Below are 17,000 nucleotides of genomic sequence, written 5' to 3' on the forward strand. Positions count from 1 at the left end.
AAAAACATGCTACAACAAAGTATAATAAATAATGCTTAAATTTATTCCTAAATCAAAAAGTTAGTGCGCATTTAGTCTCTCTGATTTTCCTACGGAAAATCCTCGGACACAAAATCGCACTATTCTTATACACAACCGTTGTGTGTAATGCAAAAAACCAAGTTAAAAAAAAATAATATGTATTACAAAGAGTTTCTACCTTCCAAGCATTTAACTGAAATAGTTCAAGACTATTGGGTTTTTGAAGTCTTGGAAAATAAAAACTTGAATTTCCCTATTAAACATGAAACTTTACCTGAAAGTAATGTTTCTATCGTTTTAATTCAACAACCTTACTTTAATGGAATAAGAATTCTTGGTCCTCGAAATACAAAATATCATCAGCCTGTACATCCTAATTCAATTTATTTTGGAATTAGACTTAATCCCTGGTTATCGCTCAATCCAAAATTATTTAGCAAAAGTGAAATCATAAACGAAACGATTGCGGCTTCCGATTTATTAACAAAACATATAAATCTAGATAATAACATAAAAAAGTATCTATTATCTCTTCCTCTACTAGAAAAAAAACTCATGCATTTATTTAATAACGTGGAAATTAAACAAGATGACTTGGTGAAATTTATCTGTATAGAGCTGTCTCATGGAACACCAATACATCTAATTATTAATAAAATTCCGTTTTCTGTGCGTGTGGTTCAAAAAAGGTTCAAATCTGTAGTGGGTTTATCTATGAGGCAATTTGCAAGTAATTTAAAGCAAAGAAAATTATGGGAAGATTTGTTAGAAAATAACAAAAACAAAATTGATGTTATTTATAAGCATAATTATTACGACCAATCCCATTTCATAAATGAGTTTAAAAGAAAGATGAAAAGGTCGGTTTCTGACTACGAAACTTATCTAAAAAAAATTGATATTTCTCTTGCCTAATTTGACGTGTTTTTACAATTGAGCATATTTTATAGATTATATCTTTACCGAAAATAAAAAAATATGAAAACAGCAATTATACTATTTCTCACATTGATATCAGTTTCTTGTTTTGCACAAGAAATTGTAGTTCAAGACTCTCTGAATAATTTAGAACAATTAAGTTTTATGAAAGGCACTTGGAGTGGTGATGGCTGGATGTTCATCAATAAAGAAAAAAAAGAATTCACTCAAACTGAAACGATAAGCTCAAAAGTAGATAATACAGTGTTTATGGTTGACGGAATTGGATATGCAAAAGAAAACAAAGACAAAGTTATTCATAATGCTTTTGGAGTTATCTCTTATAATATTGAAGAAAAATCCATAACGATGATTTCTTTTTCTTCTACTGGTGGAAAAATGGAAAATCCAATAACGCTTATAGGCGACAAAAAATTAGAATGGTCATTTAAAGATGAAAAAGGTGGAACTATTAGGTTCCGTGAGGATTTTTCTGAGGATGGTTTTTGGATTGAAAAAGGAGATTATTCTTTTGATAGAAACAATTGGTTTCCTTTTTTCGAAATGAGATTGAAAAAGATTATCGAATAAACACTACACACAACACCGTATATAGCAAATAAAAAACTCAATTCTAAAAAACACAGCAACAAAAAAAGGCTCAAGTTTCACAATAAAACTTGAGCCTTTTTAAATCTATTATAAATATAATCTACCTAGAATAGTTCGGAGATTCTTTAGTAATGGTTACATCATGCGGGTGACTTTCGTTAATACCACTTGCTGTAATTTTAACAAACTGTCCTGTTTCTTTTAATGTATCAACATCTTTTGCTCCACAATATCCCATACCTGCTCGTAAACCACCTATAAACTGATGAATACTTTCAAACAATTCACCTTTATAAGGTACACGACCTACGATACCTTCTGGCACTAATTTTTTAATATCGTCTTCTACATCTTGAAAGTAGCGGTCTTTACTACCTTCTTTCATAGCTTCAACAGATCCCATCCCTCTATAAGACTTAAATTTACGTCCTTCATAAATAATAGTCTCTCCTGGCGATTCTTTGGTTCCTGCTAAAAGCGATCCTAACATTACTGTATCGGCTCCAGCAGCAATGGCTTTAGGAATATCTCCTGTGTAACGAATACCTCCATCGGCAATTACAGGAACTCCAGTTCCTTTTATAGCTGCAGCAACTTCTAATACCGCAGAAAATTGAGGAAAACCTACACCTGCAACAACACGTGTTGTACAAATAGATCCTGGACCAATACCAACTTTAACAGCATCAGCTCCTGCTTCTACTAAATATTTAGCAGCAGCACCTGTAGCAATGTTTCCAACAATAACATCTAACTGAGGGAATTTCGCTTTTATTTCTTTTAAAACAGACACTACACCTTTTGTATGTCCGTGCGCTGTGTCAATAACAACCGCATCAACACCTGCATTTACTAGAGCTTCTGCTCTATCAACAGCATCACCTGTTACTCCAATAGCAGCAGCTACTCTCAAACGACCAAATTCATCTTTATTTGCTATTGGCTTTAATGTTAGCTTGGTAATATCTCTAAAAGTTATTAAACCAGAGAGTTTATAATTATCATCTACAATAAGTAGCTTTTCAATTTTATAATTTTGCAAAATAGATTCAGCATCACCTAAAGACGTTCCTACTGGAGCTGTTACCAAGTTTTCACTCGTCATAACTTCAGTTATCAATCTTTTATTATCATGCTCAAAACGTAAATCACGATTCGTAACAATTCCTATTAAAGTACCATCGGCATCTACAATAGGAATTCCTCCAATACCATGTTCTGCCATATTTTGTTTGGCATCTAATACTGTAGCTGTTAATGGTAATGTAACAGGATCTATAATCATACCACTCTCTGCACGTTTTACTCTTCTAACTTTTAAAGCTTGAGCTTCAATAGTCATGTTTTTATGCAAAACCCCAATACCGCCTTCTTGCGCCATAGCTATTGCCATTTTGCTTTCGGTAACCGTATCCATAGCCGCAGAGACAATAGGTACATTAATAGTAATGTTTCGAGTGAATTTTGATTGAATATTTACTTCGCGTGGAAGAACTTCTGAAAAAGCTGGAACTAAAAGAACGTCGTCATAAGTTAAACCTTCTCCTAGAATTTTGTCTTGATGTGCAGTCATGTTGCAATTAGATTATAATTGCGTGCAAATATACAATTTTATTGACTTGTTTATATATAATTAATTGTTAAGTTTTTTACAGAATCTAAACTGACTTTTTCTGAAGAAGTTGAGTTAAAATAACAACTACAGATACCGTAAAAGTAAGCGTCATTAATATACCCGAAATCATAACAATATATTTCATCCAAAGTAAACCAGTCCATAATAAATAAAGACCTCCAAAAGTAAGAATTACGGAAGCAAATGGCTCCACTATTAAAATTAGCTTTAACTTATTATTAAGCTTTGTAATAGATACAATAAGCCCTAATAAAAAGAAAATAATAGACATGGACAAGATATGATTATGAACCAACGTGAGCATTTCTTTATCGCTCTTTTTAAAGCGCATTACCTCAGCATTTTCATCGTCTTCGTTTCCTAAATATTGCTCTTCAATACCATTTGGATTTGCTGTTGAAGTTTCGCCAACAAATAATAACCCTGTATAAAAACCGACACTTAATACAATAACAAACGCAGCAATTAATAATTTAATTTCTTTTGGTAAGATATGTATAAGTCCGTTTAGTTGCATTTACAGGATATTTTTAGTGTGCAATACTTTTAATGATTTTAAAAAATCATTCATTGCATTTGTCATAGAACGAACTGAGATTGTTGCTCCAGAAATCGCAACTATATTATCTCCGTATCTTAAATCGTCGTTTTCTGTTTTACCTATAAACTGTTTCAGCCAACGTTTACTACCAATCTCACCACCATACTCTTCTCTATAAAAAAGTACTTTAGTTTTTATTATAATTAAATCTTTATCTAGCAAAACTAAATAATCAAATTGAGCTGTTTTACTTGATGCTTTAGATAAATAAGCATAACCTAAAAGCTGGTTTTTTGCCTCTATTTTAAATAAGTTATTTTTGTTGAATTTTGAAGGTAAGCTCTCTGCTATTTTATTAGATATAATAACCTCATTAAAACTAAACGATTCTATAGTAAAGATCTCTTTTATTTCTTTATCAACCTTTTTTTGTACATTTTTTGGTAAACCAAAAGACAACAAAACAAAAGTAATAATCGGGAATAAAATATGTTTAAAACTCATATTGCAAAAGTATTATTTTTTCTTGTTCTGACAACTTAGTTATTTGGTTTACTTACATTAGGAATTACTCTTCAATTCTAATTTATTAAATCAGAAATCGTGAATATTCATTTGAAGCATTGTTTAATGCCTTCCCGATTCTTCTTCGAGAAGCAACTTCAGAAATATATTCATGAGTTCAAAAATTTAAATTTTAATCAACGAATAAAGCCCGAATCGATAGGATTTAACACTCCTATTATTTTAGAACCAAACTCCTATTCCAAAATTAAGTCTGTTTTGAACATCTAATCCAGAAACTGCATTCTCTCTAAACTGGTAATCGGCTTTAAAAACTACACCTGGCGCTATATGATAACTTAACCCTGTAGTTAAATCATTTCTATTATAAGCATCGTTTCTTAACAAACTTCCAGCGGTATTGGCATGTGTATCATATTGCTCATATCTTGCAAAGGCAAATAAACGCTGTTCTTTTTCTTGAGGTAACAAATTGTATGCTGCTTCTAAATACCAACCTTGTAATTCGCTTCCTAAATCTTTACCTGTTAAGGTATTATAAGCTTCTGTACCTGATAATGAACCATGAACATATTGCCCACGTGCTGTAAAACGTTGATAAGCATATCGAGCATCTAATCCAATCATAGATATTCCAATATTAGCGCCATCAATAGTTTCAACATCATCTTCAGCTTGCGTGTCTCCAAAATATCCTGAAAGTCCTAAACGCAACCCTGGTAAACCATAATAATCGAATTTTAATGAAAGTGTTGGACTATCTACTGTAGATTGAATAGCTTTTTGGCGTCCTCCACGTAATCCATTCGAGCCTTTTAAATAACCGTTTACACCACCTGCTCCATCAAAAGAAGTAGATTTAAAACCATTAAATATATAAGCTTGATATCCTAATGAAATTTCATTAAACCTACCAGAAACACCAACTCCAATTTCTCTCCATGTAGTAGGTATTATAACATTATCTAAAGAAGGTCTTTCAACACCGTTAAAAGTTGTTGGCTCATGGAACTCGTTAACAATACCAAAAGGCACTAACATTAAACCTCCACGTAAACTAACATTTGGGGCTATAACATAATTAACAAATGCTTGCTCAATATATACCTCTTCAACATGTTCAAATTCAACCTCAGTTACAAATTGTGTTTTATCGTTGAACTTATAACCGAAAAGCAGTACTAATCGTTGAACATCTAATTCCCCATTATTACCTTCAGGCTGATTATAAGTTAATTCGCCATAGGCACCTACTGTTACAGCTTTACCATAATTTCCAGATAGAATACGTTGTGCAGCATTTAATTGTTTTTGAGGATCGAAAGTTATAGAATCCTGTACTGTTTGGGCTGTTAAAAATGATGTTGCAAGAATTGAAATAAATAAGGTTAGTTTTTTCATTAGTTCTTTTGGTTATTCGTCTTTATTTAGACTTATTATAAATAATATTTAATTTAAAGACGCAAATATAAAACACATAATTGCTTAAGCAAAGTTTATTTAGATTTAATTTAAATAAACTTTAACATTATTTTGTTAAATAATTAACGTTGAAAATTAATAGAACAAAAAACTAATGATAGTTATGAAATATTTTAGAAGCTTCGTTATAAGCACTCTCAAAACTAAGTGCATTTAACGTGTTCTCATGTTTTGTTGTAAAATATGATAATAATTTCTCTGTAGGCATATTACCTGTTAACTCATCTTTTGCCATGGGGCAACCACCAAAACCTTGAATAGCACCATCAAATCTCATACAACCAGCTTTAAAAGCTGCATCTACTTTTTCAAACCAAGAAGATGGTGTGGTATGTAAATGTGCTCCAAACTCAATATGAGGATATAAAAGAATTAAGTTTGAAAATAAATAATTGATGCTTTCTGGATTTGAAGTTCCAACTGTATCACTTAACGATAGAATCTTAACACCCAATTTTGCTAATTTCTCTGTCCACTCTCCTACTATATCAACATTCCAAGGATCTCCATACGGATTTCCAAAACCCATTGATATGTAAACAACAACTTCTTTATTTGATTTATTTGCTATTTCTAAAATTTCAGAAAGCGTTATTACAGATTGCGCTATGGTTTTGTGTGTGTTACGCATTTGAAAGTTCTCTGAAATAGAAAACGGATAACCTAAATAATTAATTTCAGAATGCAAAGAAGCTGCTTCTGCTCCTCTAGTATTAGCTACTATTGCTAAGAGTTTACTTTTGGTTGTACTTAAATCTAATTGAGATAATACCTCGGCAGTATCAACCATTTGAGGAATGGCTTTGGGAGACACAAAACTTCCAAAATCTATAGTATCAAATCCCACACGCAGTAATGACTGAATATATTGAACCTTTTGCTTTGTTGGTATAAATTGCTTTATTCCTTGCATAGCATCACGTGGGCACTCAATAATTTTAACTTGATTAGTCATTTACTCTTCCTAAATATGGCGATAAAAATACTATTATTTTGTAAGACGTAATTATGTTTAACGACATAAATGTAAATCAACTTCTTTAGCTTCATGAAAAATTTCACTTATTATCTACTGTTTTTCCTTTTATTCTCTGCTTTTAGTTTTAGTCAAAGCATAGCTAACTATGATATTGTTTTCGAAAGTTTTTGGGATTCTGAAACAAATAATCCCTCTAAAGGTATTAGTACTATTGATTTGCCAGGTTCTGCACATTGGTCACCATTAGTTGGAGCAACTCATAAAACAAAAAATACTTTTTTTATGTTAAAAGGTACTGCGTCCCCAGGGATTAAATCTATAGCTGAAACAGGAACTACAAGTACTTTTCAAACAGAAGTAAATACTAATAATGATGCAGACCAATACATTATAGGAACAGATTTAGGTTCTGCAAAAGGAACAATAAGCATAAATAATATAAATGTTAACGAAGAGTTCCCGTTAATAACTTTAGCCTCAATGATAGCGCCTAGTCCGGATTGGTTTATAGGAGTTAATGGTATAAACTTAAGATCTGGAAACAGCAATATTAATAATGGTTGGAAAGAAACTTTCTCTATCGATTTATACCCTTACGATGCTGGTACTGAAGAAGGAAACACATATTCTTTAAGTAACCCTGAAACAAATCCTCAAGATATTATTACTAGCTTATCAAACATATCTCCTTTTAATACAAACCTAATTGGTAAACTTACATTTACTTATAATTCGTCTACACTAAACTTAGACAAAATTGAATCAATTGAAAATATAAAAATATTTCCTAATCCTACAAAAGATAAAATCATTATTTCCAACACTCAGAACATAGATTTAAAAGCTATTAAAATTTATAATGCTTTAGGCCATTTAGTAAAAAAAACTCTTGTAAATAATAGAACAAATAAGCTAGAAATTAATTCATTTTCCTTAAGTAAAGGTATATATATAATCCATTTAAATACTAAAAATGGTAAGTTTAAATCAGAAAAACTTATAATTAATTAACTAAATACTAACATAAATATAATATAAGCGATAAAACCTTACGGTTAAACGTTTTTATTTTTCATCATATTCATTAATAAGTAAATTTGAAAAAATGTTTTCCCCAAATGAATATTTTTAAATATAAACTTACTCCCCTCCTACTAACTGTATTCTTATTGATTAGTAATATTTCGTATTCTCAAAACGAAACGAAATCTTGTGGAACAACAACTTCTGAAAAATCTCTTGATTACATAAAAAGTATCAAATCTCAAATTCAAGAATATGAACAAACTTTTTTTCAAATAAAATCTAATAAGAATACTAATAAAACCTGTAATACAAAAATCACTAATTCTATTCCTATCAAAGCACATGTTCTAAGGTACTCTGATGGATCAAAAGGAATTTGTGCTTCTGAAATTGAATATGCCATTGATAATTTGAATACCATATATTCTGAAGCCTATATGACATTTTTTTTATGTGATGCCATAAATTATATTGATGATAATGAATTAATTGAAATAACAAAAGGTGACGAAAGAAATTTAACAGAACAATATAATATACCTGGGGTCATAAATATTTATTTCACCCATTCTCTTAAGAATACTTCTGACGAAAGTATTTGCGGGTACTCTGATAATGAAGGTAGAAAAGATGTTATTGTTATAAATAATGATTGTGCTACAAATAATTCATCTTTAGTTCATGAAATGGGACATTTTTTCTCATTAATACATACTCATGGACCAAATGATACTACAACAGAATTAGTAGATGGTAGCAATTGTGATACCGATGGTGATGGTATTTGTGACACACCTGCAGATCCAGGATTATCAACAGCTAACATTAATAATTTTTGCGAATACACAGGTAATACAACTGATGTGAACGGAGAGAAATATACACCTGATACAGAAAATATCATGTCATATTCTAGAAAAGCTTGTAGAAATCATTTTACACCTCAGCAATTGGCACGTATGTATGCTTTTTACCAAACTACAAAAAGTTATTTAGCTTGCGAGTCATTTAATGCAAACTTTATTGTTGATAGTTCTCAAACTTGTGATGATACGCTAACTGTTAACTTAAAAAGTAATTGTGATAACTTAACTAAATGGGAATGGGATATTGATAGTGATGGTGTTATAGACTATAACACAAAAGAAATTACTCATACTTATGCTCAAGGGGTTTATGATGTAACTCTTACTGTTTCTAGCAAGTCTAAAACTATTAGTAAAACATTTTCAAAACTTATAAAAGTTGGGAATTCAACAACAAATTTTAGTGAAGATTTTGAAGATTCTAATTTGCTTAGCGATTTAAATTGGACCATCAAAGATGCTTCTAAAAATGGCTACAATTGGTTATTAAACAAAGGAGAAACTGCTTCAAATGAAACAGGACCTCTTTTACAAAAATTATCTAATAACAAATCCAACACCTATATATATGCAGAAGCTTCTGGAGCAAAACCGGGTGATGTAGCAGAATTTACTTCTCCTTGTATAAACGTTGTTAATGAAAACTCTGCATTAGACTTTTCATACCATATGTTTGGAGAACATATGGGAGCATTACACATAGATTTAATTACAGAAGAAGGTGATGTTAATGATATTATTGCTCCTCTTTATGGCAACCAACAAACCAATCAAAGTGATAATTTTTTATCTAAAACAATAAATTTATCGGCATATACAAATCAAACTGTAAAAGTTAGATTTAGAGCGGTTCGTGGTGATAGTTGGGATGCTGATATTGCTATTGATAATATTTTTATTAAAACTATAGACGTACCAATATCGAGTAATCTAAAGGCTAAAGCATTTCCTAACCCAGTTAAAAATGGTTTAATAAATATTACAACCAATTCACCAAGTGAAATCACTCAATATCGTATTTCTAATGTATATGGTCAAATATTTTTAACAGGAACAGTAACAAAACAGCCTATTGACGTGAGTAGTTTATCTTCAGGAACCTATTTGATTACTGTTAGTAATTCTCATTCTAGAACCGTAAAGAAGATTATAAAATAAACCTTTTTAAGATTTAAGGACAGCTTTATTTATCTTTTTAACCAAACTAGGTCCCTCGTAAATAAAACCAGTATAAACTTGTACTAAATCGGCACCACCAGCTATTTTTTCAAGAGCATCTTCTGCAGAATGAATGCCACCAACACCAATGATTGGGAATGCTTTTTTACTCTTTTCAGATAAGTATTTAATAACCTGTGTACTTTTATTCCTTATCGGTTTTCCGCTTAAACCACCATTTCCAATACTTTCAAGTTGTTCTTTAGAGGCTTTTAAATCACTTCTATCAGTCGATGTATTACTTGCTATAACACCATCTAAATTTGTAGTAGAAACTAACTCAATAATTTCATCTAATTGATTATTATTCAAATCTGGTGCTATTTTTAAAAGAATAGGTTTCTGACTTTCAAAAGTAGTATTCGCTTTTTGTACAGCTCCAATTAATTCTTCTAAATAATCTTTATCATTTAATTTAGCATGACTACCAACATTAGGACAACTAACATTAAGTACAAAATAATCTACATAAGGATGCAATGCATTAAAACACTCTAAATAATCTTTAGTATAATCTTCGGGCTTCGTATCGGTATTCTTACCAATATTCCCTCCTATAATTAATTTGCCTTGATTCTTTTTTAACTGGGTAATTGCTGTTTGAACACCTTCATTATTAAACCCCATACGGTTTATAATACCTTGATCGTCTTTTAAACGAAATAATCTTTTTTTAGGATTTCCTGCTTGGGCTTTTGGTGTTACAGTACCAATTTCTATAAAACCAAATCCAAAATTTGCTAATTCATTATAAAGCACTGCATTTTTATCGAAACCTGCTGCTAATCCAACAGGATTCTTAAAAGTCAACCCAAATAATTTACGTTCTAGCTTTTTATCATCAACCACATATAAACTTCTAAATATGGCAGAAAAACCAGGGATCTTACAAGTGAATTTTATTAAAGAAAAAGTGAAATGGTGAATTTTTTCTGGATCGAAAAGAAAAAAGAATGGTCTTAGCAGTAATTTGTACATCTGGTATTATTTATGCAAAAGTACTTCTAAATAAAAAAATGAACAATTCAAAAGACAAAAAAATTATTAGTCGTATTTTTGAGTTCGTATTTAGAGTGTTTATTTATCACACTCAAACCCTTAAATTTCTATAATTAATGATTTCAAAAGAACACATTATAAAACGCTTTATAGGTTACGTTACTGTTGACACAGAGTCTGACCCAAATTCAAATACAACTCCGAGCACAAAAAAGCAATGGGATTTAGCTAATAAACTGGCAGAAGAACTTAAAGCTATTGGCTTACAAGAAGTAAGTATTGACGAAAATGCATACATTATGGCAACATTACCAAGTAATGTTAATCATGAAGTACCAACAATTGGCTTTATTTCTCATTTTGATACCTCTCCAGATTTTACTGGTGCCAATGTAAAACCCCAAATTATTGAAAATTACGATGGAAAAGATATTGTTTTAAATGACGCTGAAAACATTATTCTATCGCCCGATTATTTTGAAGATTTACTACAATATAAAGGCCAAACTTTAATAACCACTGATGGCACTACACTTTTAGGAGCCGATGACAAGGCAGGTATTTGCGAAATCGTATCGGCAATGGAATACCTAGTTAATCATCCTGAAATTAAACATGGAAAAATACGTGTTGGTTTTACGCCAGACGAAGAGATTGGTAGAGGTGCACATAAATTTGATGTTGAAAAATTTGGAGCCGATTGGGCTTACACTATGGATGGTAGCCAAATAGGTGAATTAGAATATGAAAATTTTAATGCTGCTGGAGCCGTAGTAAAAGTGAAGGGTAAAATTGTACACCCTGGTTATGCCAAAGGAAAAATGATTAACTCTATGTACATTGCACAAGAGTTTATAAACTCACTTCCTCGTATGGAAACACCCGAACACACAACAGGTTACGAAGGTTTTTTCCATTTACACAACATTAAAGGTGATGTAGAAGAAACAACTTTAGAATATATTATTCGCGATCACGATAGGGGTCATTTTGAAGCCAGAAAAGAAGTAATGACAAAACTTACCAATGAGCTTAATTCTCAATATGGCAGAGAAGTTATTGTAACTGAGATTAAAGATCAGTATTACAATATGAAAGAGAAAGTAGAACCTGTTATGCATATTGTTGATATTGCTGAGGAAGCTATGAAACAATTAGGAATTACGCCTTTAATTAAAGCCATTCGTGGTGGTACTGACGGATCGCAACTAAGTTATATGGGATTACCGTGCCCTAATATATTTGCTGGTGGCCATAATTTTCATGGACGCTTTGAATATGTACCGGTAGAAAGTATTATTAAAGCTACTGAGGTTATTTGTAAAATTGCAGAATTAACAGCACAAAAACAATCATAAAATAATTAGCACAACTTCTTTAATGACTATTGAAGCTATATTGTCAAAACTTGTCTCCTTTCCTGTTTTAGGTGGAGAAAGTAATATATCCATAATTCATTGGATTAAATCATATATAGAATCATTTGGCATAACATGTACATTAGTTCCAAATAAAGAAGGTGATAAAGCTTCCTTACATTGTAGAATTGGGCCGTCTAAAAACGGTGGTATTATTTTATCTGGACATACAGATGTTGTTCCTGTAAAAGGACAAGATTGGGAAACTGATCCGTTTATTTTAACCGATAAAGGAGATGGCAAATTATACGGTAGAGGTTCTTGTGATATGAAAGGCTTTATAGCTTGTTGTTTAAGCATTTTACCTAGTTTAGCTAAAGCTGGTTTAAAAAAGCCTATCTACTTTGCTTTTTCTTATGATGAAGAAATAGGCTGCTTAGGAGCTCCCGATTTAATTGCGCATTTATTAAATCATTATCCTGAAACACCAAAATATGCTATAATAGGCGAACCCACATTATTGCAACCTATTATTGGGCATAAAGGCATCTGCTTATATACTACAAAAGTAAATGGTTCTGCAGGACATAGTAGCGGTATTAGAAAAGAAGTGAGTGCCATTCATGAAGCGGCTCGTTTAATTTTATGGCTAGAAAATAAAATGATTGCATTAGTAGATTCTGGGAGTATTGACAATCGTTTTACACCACCGCACTCCTCATTGCATACCGGAATTATCCATGGAGGAATTGCTCCAAACGTTATTGCTGATAAAGCTTATTTTTCTTGGGACGCGAGAGTAATTCCTAATGACAATTTATCAGAAATTATTAATGAATTCAAAACACATTGTGATAATAGAACAGACGTATTAAAACCTATATTTCCCGATTTTAAAATTGAAACTGAAGAAATTCACGCTCCTGTACCTAGTTTTTCAACTGACGAGAATGCAGATATTGTTAAATTGATGAGGAAAATAAACACTAATACGCATATTGGAACCGTAGCATACGCATCGGAAGCAGGACAATTTAATGAAGCTGGCTTACAAAGTATTGTTTGTGGCCCTGGCTCTATTGATCAAGCGCATAGAGCAAATGAGTTTATTAGTAAAGAGGAATTAACAAACTATGTAGAGCTATTAAATAATCTTATAAGTCTTTTTTCAGTATCCTCTTAGATTTTAAAACCTTCCTTTTCCAATTCAACTAGTTCCTGCTTATTAAAATGCTCTGAAATTAAACTCATTTTATGTTTACCTGTTTTTCTAAGGTATACCCAACCATACAATTTCCCCATTCTTGATTTATAATCAAACCATTTTCCGTTTGGGTTTTTAATTTCATCATATCTAAATTCTTTCCATCTCTGAATTCTATCAATATTGGTTTCTGGTTTTTCCCATTTTCTAATATCCCCAAACTTTTTTTTCCAAACCCTATCAAATTTTTTAATAGTTTGTTGTTTTAAAATATCTTTTTTGGGTAAAACATAAGAATTAAACCTTGTGATATATGCTTGCTTATTAGGCTTTATGTCAAATGAAAGTTGTGTCGTGAATTTTTCTAAGTAATCTTCAGGATTCTTACTATGCATTTTATAATTAACACCTAAACTCTCAATTTTCTTTATTAATTCAGTTTTATTTTTTCTTTTAGCCGATGTTAAAAAAGTTCCTAAGCTTCTGTTTTTATATTTAAACCTGTGATTTACCTGAATAGCAACACCTTCATTAATAGCATTTTTTAACAAATCTAGCCACTCATCTTCCGATAATCTCTTTTTATATTTCATTTTAAGGGAGGTAATATTAATTTAAAGCCTTTCTCTTTAGCTGTTTTTTTTTATAAAATACAACTTTTATTTAAATATATAGTCTAAAACAAAGTGATTTGTACTTCACCTTCATCATCACTATCGTCGCTAGACTTTCCTTCTGATTTTGAGTTTCCTGTAGAAACCTCAGTTTCATCTACAACTTCTAAATCATCAGCATGTACTTCTTCGGGGGCTTCAAAAGGTATTGGATCTAATAAGTTTATTTGATTTACTTTATCCTTTGTTAATTGATTACCTAAAGCATTAATACCTTTTATAGAAATGAACTCCTCTAAATTAATCTCTAAATTTTCTTTTCTGTCTTTACCACGTTCTTTAGCAAAAACAATTTCTGCCATAGGTTTCCAATCGGTTGATACTATTTCTAGTTGCGAATTAGGATGATCGGATATAAAAGATTCTTCTCTACCCTCGTTTTCAATTAAAAAACGTTTCACATAATAGATCTCTTTTTCACCATTGAAATAAACCGCAGATATAGGTTTTTTAGGTACCCATTTTTCCATAACAATCATATCATTATCAAAATGCATAGTAACCTCAGGGGTTACTGTTTTTAATACTCCTGACTGATTGATAATAAGCAATTTATCTTCACCTCTAAATTCACCTATTAGTTCTCCTCTACCATCAACATTTAGTCTTTGTACGGCATCATCAAACCAAATTTTACGTGGTTTTAATGTAGACACGCCTTTTTCTTTAAGCTCTATACGCTTAATAGGATATTTTGTAACTAAGTTTCCTTTTGAAACACGTCCTTTTATTAAAATATTAGCAAAATCTATATCCCATTTTAGTTTTTTAATACTACCGGCCTGTCGTAACAAAACAGATATAACTTCAGCTTCTCCATTAGGGTTTGCAGAAAAATATAATGTCTTAGAATTTTTACTACCGTTGGTTAAATCATATTCTCTATCACGAGTAATAGAGGTTACAGCAAAGCGTTTTATATAAGATGGTCCTTTGGTTCCATCACGATAAATCATATTATAAATAGTACGCTTATCTTTCTTTTTAAATACCGCAACATGAATAATATCTTTACCAATAAAGGTTTTAGAATCTACTTTAGTAACCATCATTTTTCCTTGGCCAGTAAACACTATAATATCATCAATATCACTACAATCACCCACATATTCATCACGACGTAAAGATGTTCCAATAAAACCTTCTTCTCTATTTACATAAAGCTTCGTGTTTCTTATAACAACTTTGGTTGCATCAACATCATCAAAGATTCTTATTTCTGTTTTACGTTCTCTTCCTTCTCCGTATTCTTTTTTAAGCCTTGTAAAATATGCAATGGCATAATCTATTAAATTTGCTAAATGATGTTTAATTTCGGCTATTTGTTCTTCTAAAGCATCAATTTTTTGTTGTGCTTTATCAATATCAAATTTTGAAATACGCTTAATACGAATTTCTGTTAAACGTACAATATCTTCTTCTGTTACGGCACGTTTTAAATGTTTTATATGTGGTTTAAGTCCTTTATCAATAGCGTTAATAACACCTTCCCAAGTTTCTTCTTCTTCAATATCTCGGTAAATTCTATTTTCAATAAAAATACGCTCTAAAGACGCAAAATGCCATTGCTCTTCAAATTCACCTAATTTTATTTCTAATTCTTGTTTTAAAAGTTGAACCGTATTATCGGTACTTCGACGTAACATTTCTGTAACACCAACAAAAAGCGGTTTATTATCTTCAATAACACAACCTAGTGGAGAAATTGAAGACTCACAACTTGTAAATGCAAATAAAGCGTCAATGGTTTTGTCTGGTGATAAGCCTGATGGTAAGTGAACTAATATTTCAACTTCGGCAGCAGTATTATCTTCTATCTTTTTAACCTTGATTTTCCCTTTATCGTTAGCCTTTAAAATAGAATCTATTAAAGACGATGTGGTTGTACCAAAAGGAATTTCGGTTATAACTAACGTGTTTTTATCTAATTGTGAAATTTTAGCACGAACGCGTACTTTCCCTCCTCGTAATCCATCATTATAATTAGAAAAATCGGCTATTCCTGCAGTAGGAAAATCGGGTAAAATAGTAAATCGTTTACCTTGTAAATGCTTAATAGAAGCATCAATAAGTTCTATAAAATTGTGTGGTAGTATTTTTGTAGATAATCCAACTGCAATCCCTTCACCTCCTTGCGCTAAAAGCAAAGGAAACATAACAGGTAAGTTTACAGGTTCTTTTCTTCTACCATCGTAACTCGCTTGCCATTCTGTAATTTTTGGATTAAAAACTACATCTAATCCAAATTTAGAAATTCGAGCTTCAATATAACGAGACGCTGCAGCACGATCGCCTGTTAAAATATTCCCCCAGTTTCCTTGGGTATCTATTAATAAATCTTTTTGACCAATTTGTACCATGGCATCGGCAATACTTGCATCTCCGTGGGGATGGTATTGCATGGTATGCCCAACAATATTGGCAACTTTATTGTAGCGCCCATCATCCAAATCTTTCATAGAGTGCATGATGCGACGCTGTACTGGTTTAAAGCCGTCTTCAATGGCTGGTACAGCACGTTCTAAAATAACGTAGGATGCATAATCTAAAAACCAATCTTTATACATGCCCGTTATACGGGTTATGGTTTCTTGAGGTTCGTCTTGTTCGTTAATTAAGTCGTCGCTGTCTTCAATCATTAATTAGGTCAATTTATTTTGGGTTTCCCGCTAAGAGTTACTCTTCCTTTCTTTTTACTTTTACTTTTATTTAATTTTTCACTTGTTAAAGTTACATGTAAATAAGAATAATCTCTTTTTGTTTTTTTTGGTTCTTCTTTTATATATAACATATCTTTTAGTTTTAAATACCTTTTTATAAGGCCATTAATAAATTTACTTTTCTTGTACTGCAAATTTAAAACTAAACTAGTATATGTTGGTAATTTTTAACTTATTATTTTATATAATTCTCAATTTTATCGATTTAAAATACATATTTC

General features: G+C 31.3%; 14 protein-coding genes. 6 read left to right on the top strand and 8 right to left on the bottom strand.

All coding sequences use genetic code 11. The features are described from left to right. Nucleotides 1-147: 147 nt before the first annotated feature. The gene (locus ACH5TX_RS10360) at nt 148-936 is read left to right on the top strand and encodes a helix-turn-helix domain-containing protein (RefSeq protein WP_439339432.1); all 789 of its coding nucleotides are present in this window, start codon (nt 148-150) and stop codon (nt 934-936) included. Between the two features lie 63 nt (nt 937-999). Then, nucleotides 1,000-1,530: a hypothetical protein gene (locus tag ACH5TX_RS10365; RefSeq protein WP_439339433.1), complete on the top strand. Its 531-nt coding sequence runs from the start codon at nt 1,000-1,002 to the stop codon at nt 1,528-1,530. A gap of 121 nt (nt 1,531-1,651) precedes the next feature. Here the strand turns inward: ACH5TX_RS10365 and guaB are convergent, their stop codons facing one another. The 5 genes from guaB to ACH5TX_RS10390 form a co-directional block, all read right to left on the bottom strand. After that, complete coding sequence (gene guaB, locus ACH5TX_RS10370) at nt 1,652-3,124, bottom strand: IMP dehydrogenase (RefSeq protein ID WP_439339434.1); 1,473 nt, start codon at nt 3,122-3,124, stop codon at nt 1,652-1,654. An 85-nt stretch (nt 3,125-3,209) separates the two neighbouring features. Next, nucleotides 3,210-3,704 (bottom strand): Aq_1264-related membrane protein, encoded by a 495-nt coding sequence (locus ACH5TX_RS10375; protein ID WP_439339435.1) that lies wholly within the window; start codon nt 3,702-3,704, stop codon nt 3,210-3,212. Further along, nucleotides 3,705-4,232, bottom strand: a complete 528-nt coding sequence (locus tag ACH5TX_RS10380; RefSeq protein WP_439339436.1) for an FMN-binding protein — start codon at nt 4,230-4,232, stop codon at nt 3,705-3,707. Between the two features lie 243 nt (nt 4,233-4,475). Next, complete coding sequence (locus ACH5TX_RS10385) at nt 4,476-5,654, bottom strand: porin (RefSeq protein WP_439339437.1); 1,179 nt, start codon at nt 5,652-5,654, stop codon at nt 4,476-4,478. 172 nt (nt 5,655-5,826) lie between these two features. Continuing rightward, nucleotides 5,827-6,690, bottom strand: a complete 864-nt coding sequence (locus tag ACH5TX_RS10390; RefSeq protein WP_439339438.1) for a hydroxymethylglutaryl-CoA lyase — start codon at nt 6,688-6,690, stop codon at nt 5,827-5,829. Nucleotides 6,691-6,783: 93 nt separating this feature from the next. On the opposite strand from ACH5TX_RS10390, the gene ACH5TX_RS10395 reads away from it, so the two are divergent. Both ACH5TX_RS10395 and ACH5TX_RS10400 read left to right on the top strand, forming a co-directional pair. Further along, nucleotides 6,784-7,725, top strand: coding sequence for a spondin domain-containing protein (locus ACH5TX_RS10395; protein WP_439339439.1), 942 nt, complete (start codon nt 6,784-6,786; stop codon nt 7,723-7,725). A 107-nt stretch (nt 7,726-7,832) separates the two neighbouring features. Beyond that, on the top strand, nt 7,833-9,764 hold the full coding sequence (locus ACH5TX_RS10400) for a T9SS type A sorting domain-containing protein (protein WP_439339440.1): 1,932 nt from the start codon (nt 7,833-7,835) through the stop codon (nt 9,762-9,764). A 6-nt stretch (nt 9,765-9,770) separates the two neighbouring features. Here the strand turns inward: ACH5TX_RS10400 and ACH5TX_RS10405 are convergent, their stop codons facing one another. Then, nucleotides 9,771-10,802: a quinone-dependent dihydroorotate dehydrogenase gene (locus tag ACH5TX_RS10405; RefSeq protein WP_439339441.1), complete on the bottom strand. Its 1,032-nt coding sequence runs from the start codon at nt 10,800-10,802 to the stop codon at nt 9,771-9,773. A 137-nt stretch (nt 10,803-10,939) separates the two neighbouring features. Here ACH5TX_RS10405 and pepT point away from each other — a divergent pair, with 137 nt between their 5' ends. Together pepT and argE are read left to right on the top strand one after the other, a co-directional pair. Further along, nucleotides 10,940-12,181 carry a peptidase T gene (pepT, locus tag ACH5TX_RS10410; RefSeq protein ID WP_439339442.1) on the top strand — a complete coding sequence of 414 codons (1,242 nt, stop codon included), beginning with the start codon at nt 10,940-10,942 and terminating at the stop codon, nt 12,179-12,181. A 22-nt stretch (nt 12,182-12,203) separates the two neighbouring features. Then, nucleotides 12,204-13,364 carry an acetylornithine deacetylase gene (argE, locus tag ACH5TX_RS10415; RefSeq protein ID WP_439339443.1) on the top strand — a complete coding sequence of 387 codons (1,161 nt, stop codon included), beginning with the start codon at nt 12,204-12,206 and terminating at the stop codon, nt 13,362-13,364. Here argE and ACH5TX_RS10420 read toward each other — a convergent pair. Together ACH5TX_RS10420 and ACH5TX_RS10425 are read right to left on the bottom strand one after the other, a co-directional pair. Then, nucleotides 13,361-13,978, bottom strand: coding sequence for a hypothetical protein (locus ACH5TX_RS10420; protein WP_439339444.1), 618 nt, complete (start codon nt 13,976-13,978; stop codon nt 13,361-13,363). The two genes, argE and ACH5TX_RS10420, sit on opposite strands and share 4 nt — an antisense overlap. An 83-nt stretch (nt 13,979-14,061) precedes the next feature. After that, nucleotides 14,062-16,698 carry a DNA gyrase/topoisomerase IV subunit A gene (locus ACH5TX_RS10425; RefSeq protein ID WP_439339445.1) on the bottom strand — a complete coding sequence of 879 codons (2,637 nt, stop codon included), beginning with the start codon at nt 16,696-16,698 and terminating at the stop codon, nt 14,062-14,064. Between the last annotated feature and the right edge of the window lie 302 nt (nt 16,699-17,000).

The sequence above is a fragment of the Thalassobellus citreus genome, assembly GCF_044385915.1.
GTDB lineage: Bacteria > Bacteroidota > Bacteroidia > Flavobacteriales > Flavobacteriaceae > Thalassobellus > Thalassobellus citreus.

Excerpts from the sequence above, each read along its gene's own strand:
- ACH5TX_RS10360 (WP_439339432.1), top strand. The coding sequence starts at position 148 with ATGCAAAAAACCAAGTTAAAAAAAAATAATATGTATTACAAAGAGTTT.
- ACH5TX_RS10365 (WP_439339433.1), top strand. The coding sequence starts at position 1,000 with ATGAAAACAGCAATTATACTATTTCTCACATTGATATCAGTTTCTTGT.
- guaB (WP_439339434.1), bottom strand. The coding sequence starts at position 3,124 with ATGACTGCACATCAAGACAAAATTCTAGGAGAAGGTTTAACTTATGAC.
- ACH5TX_RS10375 (WP_439339435.1), bottom strand. The coding sequence starts at position 3,704 with ATGCAACTAAACGGACTTATACATATCTTACCAAAAGAAATTAAATTA.
- ACH5TX_RS10380 (WP_439339436.1), bottom strand. The coding sequence starts at position 4,232 with ATGAGTTTTAAACATATTTTATTCCCGATTATTACTTTTGTTTTGTTG.
- ACH5TX_RS10385 (WP_439339437.1), bottom strand. The coding sequence starts at position 5,654 with ATGAAAAAACTAACCTTATTTATTTCAATTCTTGCAACATCATTTTTA.
- ACH5TX_RS10390 (WP_439339438.1), bottom strand. The coding sequence starts at position 6,690 with ATGACTAATCAAGTTAAAATTATTGAGTGCCCACGTGATGCTATGCAA.
- ACH5TX_RS10395 (WP_439339439.1), top strand. The coding sequence starts at position 6,784 with ATGAAAAATTTCACTTATTATCTACTGTTTTTCCTTTTATTCTCTGCT.
- ACH5TX_RS10400 (WP_439339440.1), top strand. The coding sequence starts at position 7,833 with ATGAATATTTTTAAATATAAACTTACTCCCCTCCTACTAACTGTATTC.
- ACH5TX_RS10405 (WP_439339441.1), bottom strand. The coding sequence starts at position 10,802 with ATGTACAAATTACTGCTAAGACCATTCTTTTTTCTTTTCGATCCAGAA.
- pepT (WP_439339442.1), top strand. The coding sequence starts at position 10,940 with ATGATTTCAAAAGAACACATTATAAAACGCTTTATAGGTTACGTTACT.
- argE (WP_439339443.1), top strand. The coding sequence starts at position 12,204 with ATGACTATTGAAGCTATATTGTCAAAACTTGTCTCCTTTCCTGTTTTA.
- ACH5TX_RS10420 (WP_439339444.1), bottom strand. The coding sequence starts at position 13,978 with ATGAAATATAAAAAGAGATTATCGGAAGATGAGTGGCTAGATTTGTTA.
- ACH5TX_RS10425 (WP_439339445.1), bottom strand. The coding sequence starts at position 16,698 with ATGATTGAAGACAGCGACGACTTAATTAACGAACAAGACGAACCTCAA.